The sequence below is a fragment of the Rhodococcus yunnanensis NBRC 103083 genome (assembly GCF_001895005.1).
Taxonomy (GTDB): Bacteria; Actinomycetota; Actinomycetes; order Mycobacteriales; family Mycobacteriaceae; genus Rhodococcoides; species Rhodococcoides yunnanense.
Map to the genome: position 1 here is coordinate 108,231 of NZ_BCXH01000020.1, position 6,656 is coordinate 114,886.

8 protein-coding genes are annotated in these 6,656 nt (G+C 63.0%); 3 read left to right on the forward strand and 5 right to left on the reverse strand.

Translation table 11 applies throughout. The annotated features are described in order from the left end of the window. Positions 1 to 88: 88 nt before the first annotated feature. Positions 89 to 652: a GtrA family protein gene (locus RY1_RS24950; protein ID WP_072806725.1), complete on the forward strand. Its 564-nt coding sequence runs from the start codon at positions 89 to 91 to the stop codon at positions 650 to 652. Here RY1_RS24950 and RY1_RS24955 read toward each other — a convergent pair. The 4 genes from RY1_RS24955 to RY1_RS24970 are packed head-to-tail and all read right to left on the reverse strand — an operon-like array spanning position 649 to position 4,520. Continuing rightward, positions 649 to 1,974 (reverse strand): ATP-binding protein, encoded by a 1,326-nt coding sequence (locus RY1_RS24955; protein ID WP_072806726.1) that lies wholly within the window; start codon positions 1,972 to 1,974, stop codon positions 649 to 651. The genes RY1_RS24950 and RY1_RS24955 overlap by 4 nt on opposite strands. Positions 1,975 to 1,986: 12 nt before the next feature. Beyond that, positions 1,987 to 2,667 carry a response regulator transcription factor gene (locus tag RY1_RS24960; RefSeq protein ID WP_072806727.1) on the reverse strand — a complete coding sequence of 227 codons (681 nt, stop codon included), beginning with the start codon at positions 2,665 to 2,667 and terminating at the stop codon, positions 1,987 to 1,989. 60 nt (positions 2,668 to 2,727) lie between these two features. Continuing rightward, complete coding sequence (locus RY1_RS24965) at positions 2,728 to 3,324, reverse strand: PH domain-containing protein (RefSeq protein ID WP_072806728.1); 597 nt, start codon at positions 3,322 to 3,324, stop codon at positions 2,728 to 2,730. Positions 3,325 to 3,329: 5 nt separating this feature from the next. Further along, the gene (locus tag RY1_RS24970) at positions 3,330 to 4,520 is read right to left on the reverse strand and encodes an AI-2E family transporter (protein ID WP_072806729.1); all 1,191 of its coding nucleotides are present in this window, start codon (positions 4,518 to 4,520) and stop codon (positions 3,330 to 3,332) included. A gap of 137 nt (positions 4,521 to 4,657) precedes the next feature. Here RY1_RS24970 and RY1_RS24975 point away from each other — a divergent pair, with 137 nt between their 5' ends. Beyond that, entirely contained in the window at positions 4,658 to 5,080 is a 423-nt protein-coding gene (locus tag RY1_RS24975) for a DUF7144 family membrane protein (protein WP_072806730.1), read from the forward strand. Positions 5,081 to 5,134: 54 nt separating this feature from the next. Here RY1_RS24975 and RY1_RS24980 read toward each other — a convergent pair whose 3' ends face one another. Continuing rightward, positions 5,135 to 5,965: a biotin--[acetyl-CoA-carboxylase] ligase gene (locus tag RY1_RS24980; RefSeq protein ID WP_072806731.1), complete on the reverse strand. Its 831-nt coding sequence runs from the start codon at positions 5,963 to 5,965 to the stop codon at positions 5,135 to 5,137. Positions 5,966 to 6,092: 127 nt separating this feature from the next. On the opposite strand from RY1_RS24980, the gene RY1_RS24985 reads away from it, so the two are divergent. Then, on the forward strand, positions 6,093 to 6,656 hold a 564-nt coding region (locus RY1_RS24985; protein WP_281250015.1), incomplete at its 3' end, for a carboxyl transferase domain-containing protein.

A 6,656-nucleotide genomic window follows, 5' to 3' on the forward strand; every position in this document is an offset into this window, starting at 1 on the left:
CGTCACACTGCTGGTCACACTGAGAGATCCCTGATGATCTGCGCGCCGGTTCGTTGAAACAGCACTTCGTTTCGTAGACTCCTTCGTTGTGCCCTCGATCGACAATGTGATTCATCGCCTGCCCGGCCCGGCTCGGGATCTCGCGATTCGTCATAGCGAACTCATCAAGTTCGCCATAGTCGGCGGAACCACCATGGTGTTCGATCTGGCGATCTTCTATTCGCTCAGCCTCACCGTGCTCGAGCAGAAGCCCACCATCGCCAAGGTTATTTCGGGCGTGCTGGCGATGATCCTCAGTTACATCCTCAATCGCGAGTGGGCGTTCAAGAACCGTGGCGGCCGCGAGCGCCACCACGAGGCATTGCTGTTCTTCTCCATCAGCGGCATCGGTGTGCTCATCAGCGCAGCGCCGATCTGGATCGCCAACAACTTCTTCGACATCCGCGAAGGCCACACGAGCCTGACGATGCTGTTGATTCTCGACTTCGTACTCAACTACATCATCGGCAATCTCCTTCAAATGGCGTTTCGGTTCTGGGCGTTGCGGAAGTTCGCGTTTCCCGAAGAGAACGCCAGAGGCGCGGCGGCAGGGTCGACCGACTTCGAACCCACCGAAGAGGAAGCCGCCGAAGAGCAGCTCGGCCACAGCTAGCGCGGTTCGCGTGTCCTCGGCACCGCGGAGGCTGCCGGTTCTCTGAATGCAGGCAGGAACGCCGAGAACAGTGCCGGTCTGCGGCGTTGCAATTCGAGCCGACCACCGTCCGCTTCGACGAGCGCACGGGCCAGCGCGAGGCCTACGCCAGTGGATCCTGCACCGGAGAATCCCCGATCGAAGATGTGCGGGGCGAGCTCGTTGCTGACGCCGTTTCCCTCGTCCGATACCTCGACACACACCAACGGCTCACGCCTGCGTTCGGCCGTGTCGAGCGCGGGAATAAGCCTGACCGACACCGTACATTTCCCCCCGCCGTGCGACAGCGCATTGTCGACGAGCACCGAGACGGCCTCACGCAGTCGGGACCCGGTGACGGACGCCTTGAGCGCGGCATCACCCTTGAGCTCGAGCGTCCGACCGGCGTCGATGAAGTTGGGCTGCCACTCCCCGACGACACCGGTCAGCTCCGCGATGATCGAGACGTCCTCGGCACCGGCAGCGCCGTCGCTGCGTGACGAACGCACCAGCTCGTCGATCGCGAGGGTGAGCCGATCCACCTGAGCCATCGCCTCCTCCGCCTCCCCGACCACATCGGGGTCCGAGTGCGTCGACAGCTCGTCGAGCCTGAGCCGTACCGCAGTCAACCGACTTCGCAGCTGATGGGAGACGTCCGCGACGAGAGAATGCTCACGCTGAAGGCGGCCTGCGATCTCCACTGTCGCCGAGTCGAGTACCTCCGACACCCGATCGAGCTCGGCTATGCCGTGCCGTGTCGGATCCGGTCTGAAATCTCCCTCGGCGAGCCGCGCAGCGCGGCGAGCGACGTCCTGCAACGGGTCGGCCAGTCGCTTCGCGGTCAGGACCGCGATCGCCGTCCCCGCGAGTATCGATGCCAGCACCACGAGCCCGACCGCCCCGACGGCTTGCTTCTGCAGGCTTCGCATGTCGTCGGACGGCACCTCCAGACGCAACGATCCCGAGGTGCCCATCGACAGCGATTCGACGAGTGGCCGGGAGACGAATGCCTCGCCGATGTCGACGCGAGACGCCGCATCCTCCGGTGTGGGGAACACGACGACCAGCCGCCCGTCCTGTGGAATCGCCAATCGCAGCGACCCGATGTCGAGGTCGCCTTCGACCATGCCCCGGTCGCCCTCCTGCGAGAGGATCTCCGACGCCATTCGGTCGAGTCGGCGCTGCAGGTCGTCGCGCGTGAAGTCTTCGACCCAGAGCCATGCGGTGTACATCAGCGGAAGCCCGAGGAGAAGTGCGGTCAGGATGACCACAGCCAGAATCGACTGGAGAATGCGACGTCGCATGGTTCGTCTCGACTAGTCGCTGTTGATGCGGAATCCGACTCCGCGCACCGTCGCGATACGACGTTCGGCGACGGGGCCCTCGTCGCCGATCTTGCGGCGGAGCCACGACATGTGCATGTCGAGGGTCTTCGACCCGCGCAGCTCGGCGTCACCCCACACCTCGCGCAGAATGGCCTCGCGTGAAACGACCTGACCTGCGTGATCGAGCAGAACCTTGAGCAGTTCGTATTCCTTGTTCGCCAACGAGATTTCGGTGCCGTTGACGAGAACACGCCTGGCGGCGGGTTCGAGCCTGATGCCGCCGACCTCGATCGGGGTGTCCTCGCCCGGTCCGCGGCGACGCAGGAGTGCCCTGACCCGCGCCATCAGTTCGGCGAGGCGGAAGGGTTTGCCGACGTAGTCGTCGGCGCCTGCGTCGAGCCCGACCACGAAGTCGACTTCGTCGGTGCGCGCGGTGAGCATGAGGACCGCGAGTTCGGAACTGTTGGCACGCACCTGACGACAGACCTCGAGTCCATCCATCCCGGGCAAACCAAGATCCAGAATCAGCAGGTCGTAATTTCCGTCGAGTGCACGTTGCAATGCGGCCGGTCCGGTCTGCTCGACCGTCACCGTGTAACCCTCACGACCGAGGGCTCGCGATAGTGGGGCTGCAATTGCTTCGTCGTCTTCTGCCAGGAGCACATCGGTCACGACGACAGCCTACGGTCACATTCTGTGAGCTTGCTGCATTCGGGTTTTTCGCAGCTCCGCCTACTTGCGTCTGCCTGCACGCCACCCGCGCCGTGCGGCGTCGGGAGAGTCCTCGGCGGACACCTCCCCGCCGTACGAGGGTTCGGGCCCGTCCCGCCTGATCTCCATCGCGTCGAACACCTGCTGATAGAGCAGCGAGTGGACACGCTGCACCCTCGGGATGTCGTCGAACTCGAGCGGGTCGTCCGACGCCGACGCGATGATGAGCGTTCCTGTTCCGAGCATGCGGTCGATCAGACCGTGACGGAACTGGACGTTGCTGATCCGGCCCATCGGAATGTCGATGCCCGAGTGCGTGATGACACCTTGCCTGATCAATACGCGCCTGTCGGTCACGATGAAATGCGTGCATTTCCAGCTGATGAGCGGGGCAACACATCTCCACCCGACGATCACGACCCAGATCACCGCGGTGACGATGAGCGCGACATTCGCACTCGTTCCGTCGAGCCGCGCGCTGATCGAACCGATCGCGAATCCGGCGACCGCGGTGACGACGATGAAGGTCAGTGCAGGCAGTATCAGCATCTTCCAGTGGGGGTGATGGTGCAGAAGAAGTTCTTCCTCGTCTGCCAGCGCATCCTGGGGGTAGCCCATCGCTCTCACTCCTCGGGTGAATCCTTGCTCGTCCGAGGCGATCCTGCCACGACTTCTTCCTCTTCGGACACGTCCACCTCCGGTGTCGGTGGTTCGTCTGCGTCTTTCTCGGCCGTGGGTGGTGATCCGCTGGCCAACAGCACATCGGCCCACTTGGTCGCCGGATCGATGTCCACCAGCAATGCCTTCGCCATCAAAGTCAGCGGAATCGCCAGGATGGCACCGAGCGGCCCGAGAACCCACGCCCAGAAGACCAACGAGAGAAACGTCAACGTGACCGACAATCCGACGGCGTCGCCCACGAACTTCGGTTGGATTATCGATTGAATGATGACGTTGACGACGCTGTACATGACGATCACCGCGATCATCAGCGTCGGCCCGCCCTGCAGGAGTGCGATGAGCGCCGGCGGGATGAGTCCGATCACGAAGCCGATGTTCGGGATGTAGTTGGTGATGAACGACAGCAGCCCCCACAGAATCGGCAACGGGATACCCATCGCCCACAGTGCACCTGCGTCGATGACCGCAACGATCAAGCCGAAAATGGTCGATACGACGAGATACGTGCGAGTACCCGACGAGAACGACCGAAACGCACCGGCAATGTCGGGCCGTGAGCGCACGAGAGCTGTCATCCGCGGAGAGTAGGAGCTTGCATCGACCGCCATGAAGAGCAGCAGTACGAGGACGAACAGCAGATTCGAGAAGATGCCGAGCACTGCGACGAGCAACTCGTCGATCAGACCCAGAACCGTGGATGCGTCGACCTTCGACAACAGATCGTGAATTTGCTGCTGGCCGATACCGTTGTCCGTCAACAACTTCCGAATATTGTCGATCACGCTGTCGAAATCGTCGGCATAGCTCGGCAGTATCGTCGCCAGTCGCGCCGTGGAGATGACCAACGACAGCACGAGGGTGCCGAGAATGGCATACACGACCAGAATCGCCACGAGGGTGGCAAGCCAGTTGGCAAACCCTTTGCGCCGCAGCCATTCCGGGAACGGATGGACCGCGACGGTGAGCATGAGTGCCAGAAATGTCGGGCCGACCACACCGGAGAACGCCCGGGTTCCTGCAACACACACGACAATGGCCGCCAACCCCAACAGCACCACGACGCCACGTGGCAGGGACCACGAGTAGGCACTTTCGCCCGATTCCGGGCTCTCCGACGTGTACCTCTGAGCCATCAGCGCCCCTCGTGTGCAGGTCGATACCGCTGTCAGTCTCGCGTGCCGCGGCGCAACGTCACCTCATCCGATACGGATGATGTGGCTTCGGTTCGAACCGTTCGACAATGGGCGCAACTTCGAAAGGGGCGAAGGATATGACACAACACACGAAGACCGAGACAGGCGCGGAGACGACCCGCCATCAAGGTGCTGCAGCAGGAGGAGCGATCGCAGCATCGATCATTCTGCTGACGGTCGGACTTCTGTCCATATTCCAGGGGATCGCTGCAATCGCCAAAGACGACCTGTTGGTCGTCGGTTACAACTACACCTATCAATTCGACGTCTCGACCTGGGGTTGGGTCCACCTGGTCGTGGGTGTCCTACTTCTACTGGCCGGTATCGGGTTGTGGTCCGGCGCCACATGGGCCCGTCTCGTGGCGATCGTCGTCGCATCACTGTCGATCATCGCGAACTTCCTGTGGCTGCCGTACTACCCGCTGTGGGCCATCCTGATCATCGCGGTCGATCTGGTGGTCATCTGGGCCGTCAGCACCTGGGATCCTGCTCGGGTGTGACCGATTCTGTTCGAGCGATGGGCAGGAGCGGCGTGACTCAGATGCGCTGAGACTTCAGTTCGGGTCGACTGCGCGGAGATGAGTCACGTCGCCTGCTGCGATGGACACCCGATCCCCGGTCGCGTCGTCGCGAACGACGATGCGACCCTGGGGATCGACGTCGGTCGCCTCGCCGAGGAGCTCCTTGTTCCCCGGCAGCTCCACCCTGACCCGTCGGCCGACCGTGTCACAGCGTTCGCGGTAACGGACGGCGAGCGTGTCGGTGCTCCACCCCGAGTCTCGCCAGGAATCGACCTCGGCACCGATACCGCGCAGAATCGCGCGAAGCAACGTATCTCGATCGGCCACGGTGGCGTTCTCGAGCACCAGTGACGTCGCGGTCGGCACCGGTAGCTCCTCGGCCGTCATCGACACGTTCAGACCGATCCCGACTACGACGGCAGGCGCTGCACCGTGCACTGCCACCTCGGCAAGTATTCCTGCGACCTTCCTGCCCTCGATCAGAACATCGTTGGGCCATTTCAGAGCCGCGTCCACCGAAGCGACGGTTCGAAGCGCATCGACGACAGCGACGCCGGTGAGGAGCGGAAGCCACCCGAGGACGGCCGGATCGATTCCTGGAAATTTCACGAGAACCGACAGCAACAATTGTGATCGCGGTGGACCCGAGAAGGACCGCGAATGGCGGCCACGACCGCTCGCTTGATGCTCGGCGATCAGCGCTGTCCGGTCGGCCAGGCCGTCCGCGGTCGAGATGAGGTCGGCGTTGGTCGAACCGGTTTCGTCGACGACATCGAGCCTCGACCACGAGGCTTGCGGTCCATCGACGAGAGCGCGCCGTAGCGCAGAGACGTCGAGCGGTGGTCGATCGAGGTTGGTCCACATGATTCAAGAGCATATGACCAACGCGCGACAGGCACGGATCCGTACCGGCCAGTACGGCGGCACCGGCGCGCTCCAACGCGCCCCTGGGTCTCGATACGCATCACAGCCGTGGTTAAAGTGATTGCCCATGACCAGTGTCCAGGATTCGACTGCGCAGGGTTCGGCTGACAAGCCCGACATTCACACCACGGCAGGCAAGCTCGCCGACCTGCGCAGCCGCCGCGACGCCGCAATGGCACCCTCCGGCCAAGACGCAATCGACAAAGTGCACGCCAAAGGCAAACTCACCGCCCGCGAACGCATCACCGCACTCCTCGACGACGGCTCCTTCGTCGAACTCGACGCCCTCGCCCGCCACCGCTCCGTCAACTTCGGCCTCGCCGACAACCGCCCCTTCGGCGACGGCGTCGTCACCGGCTACGGCACCATCGACGGCCGCGACGTCTGCATCTTCTCCCAAGACGTCACCGTCTTCGGCGGCAGCCTCGGCGAAATCTACGGCGAAAAAATCGTCAAAGTCATGGACCTCGCCATCAAAACCGGCAGACCGCTGATCGGCATCAACGAAGGCGCAGGCGCCCGCATCCAAGAAGGCGTCGTCTCCCTCGGCCTCTACGGCGAAATCTTCCACCGCAACGTCCAAGCCTCCGGCGTCATCCCCCAGATCTCCCTCATCATGGGCGCCGCAGCC

Bases quoted from the DNA above. Each gene is read 5' to 3' on its own strand.
- RY1_RS24955 (WP_072806726.1), bottom strand. From the start codon at position 1,974: ATGCGACGTCGCATTCTCCAGTCGATTCTGGCTGTGGTCATCCTGACC.
- RY1_RS24965 (WP_072806728.1), bottom strand. From the start codon at position 3,324: ATGGGCTACCCCCAGGATGCGCTGGCAGACGAGGAAGAACTTCTTCTG.
- RY1_RS24970 (WP_072806729.1), bottom strand. From the start codon at position 4,520: ATGGCTCAGAGGTACACGTCGGAGAGCCCGGAATCGGGCGAAAGTGCC.
- RY1_RS24975 (WP_072806730.1), top strand. From the start codon at position 4,658: ATGACACAACACACGAAGACCGAGACAGGCGCGGAGACGACCCGCCAT.
- RY1_RS24980 (WP_072806731.1), bottom strand. From the start codon at position 5,965: ATGTGGACCAACCTCGATCGACCACCGCTCGACGTCTCTGCGCTACGG.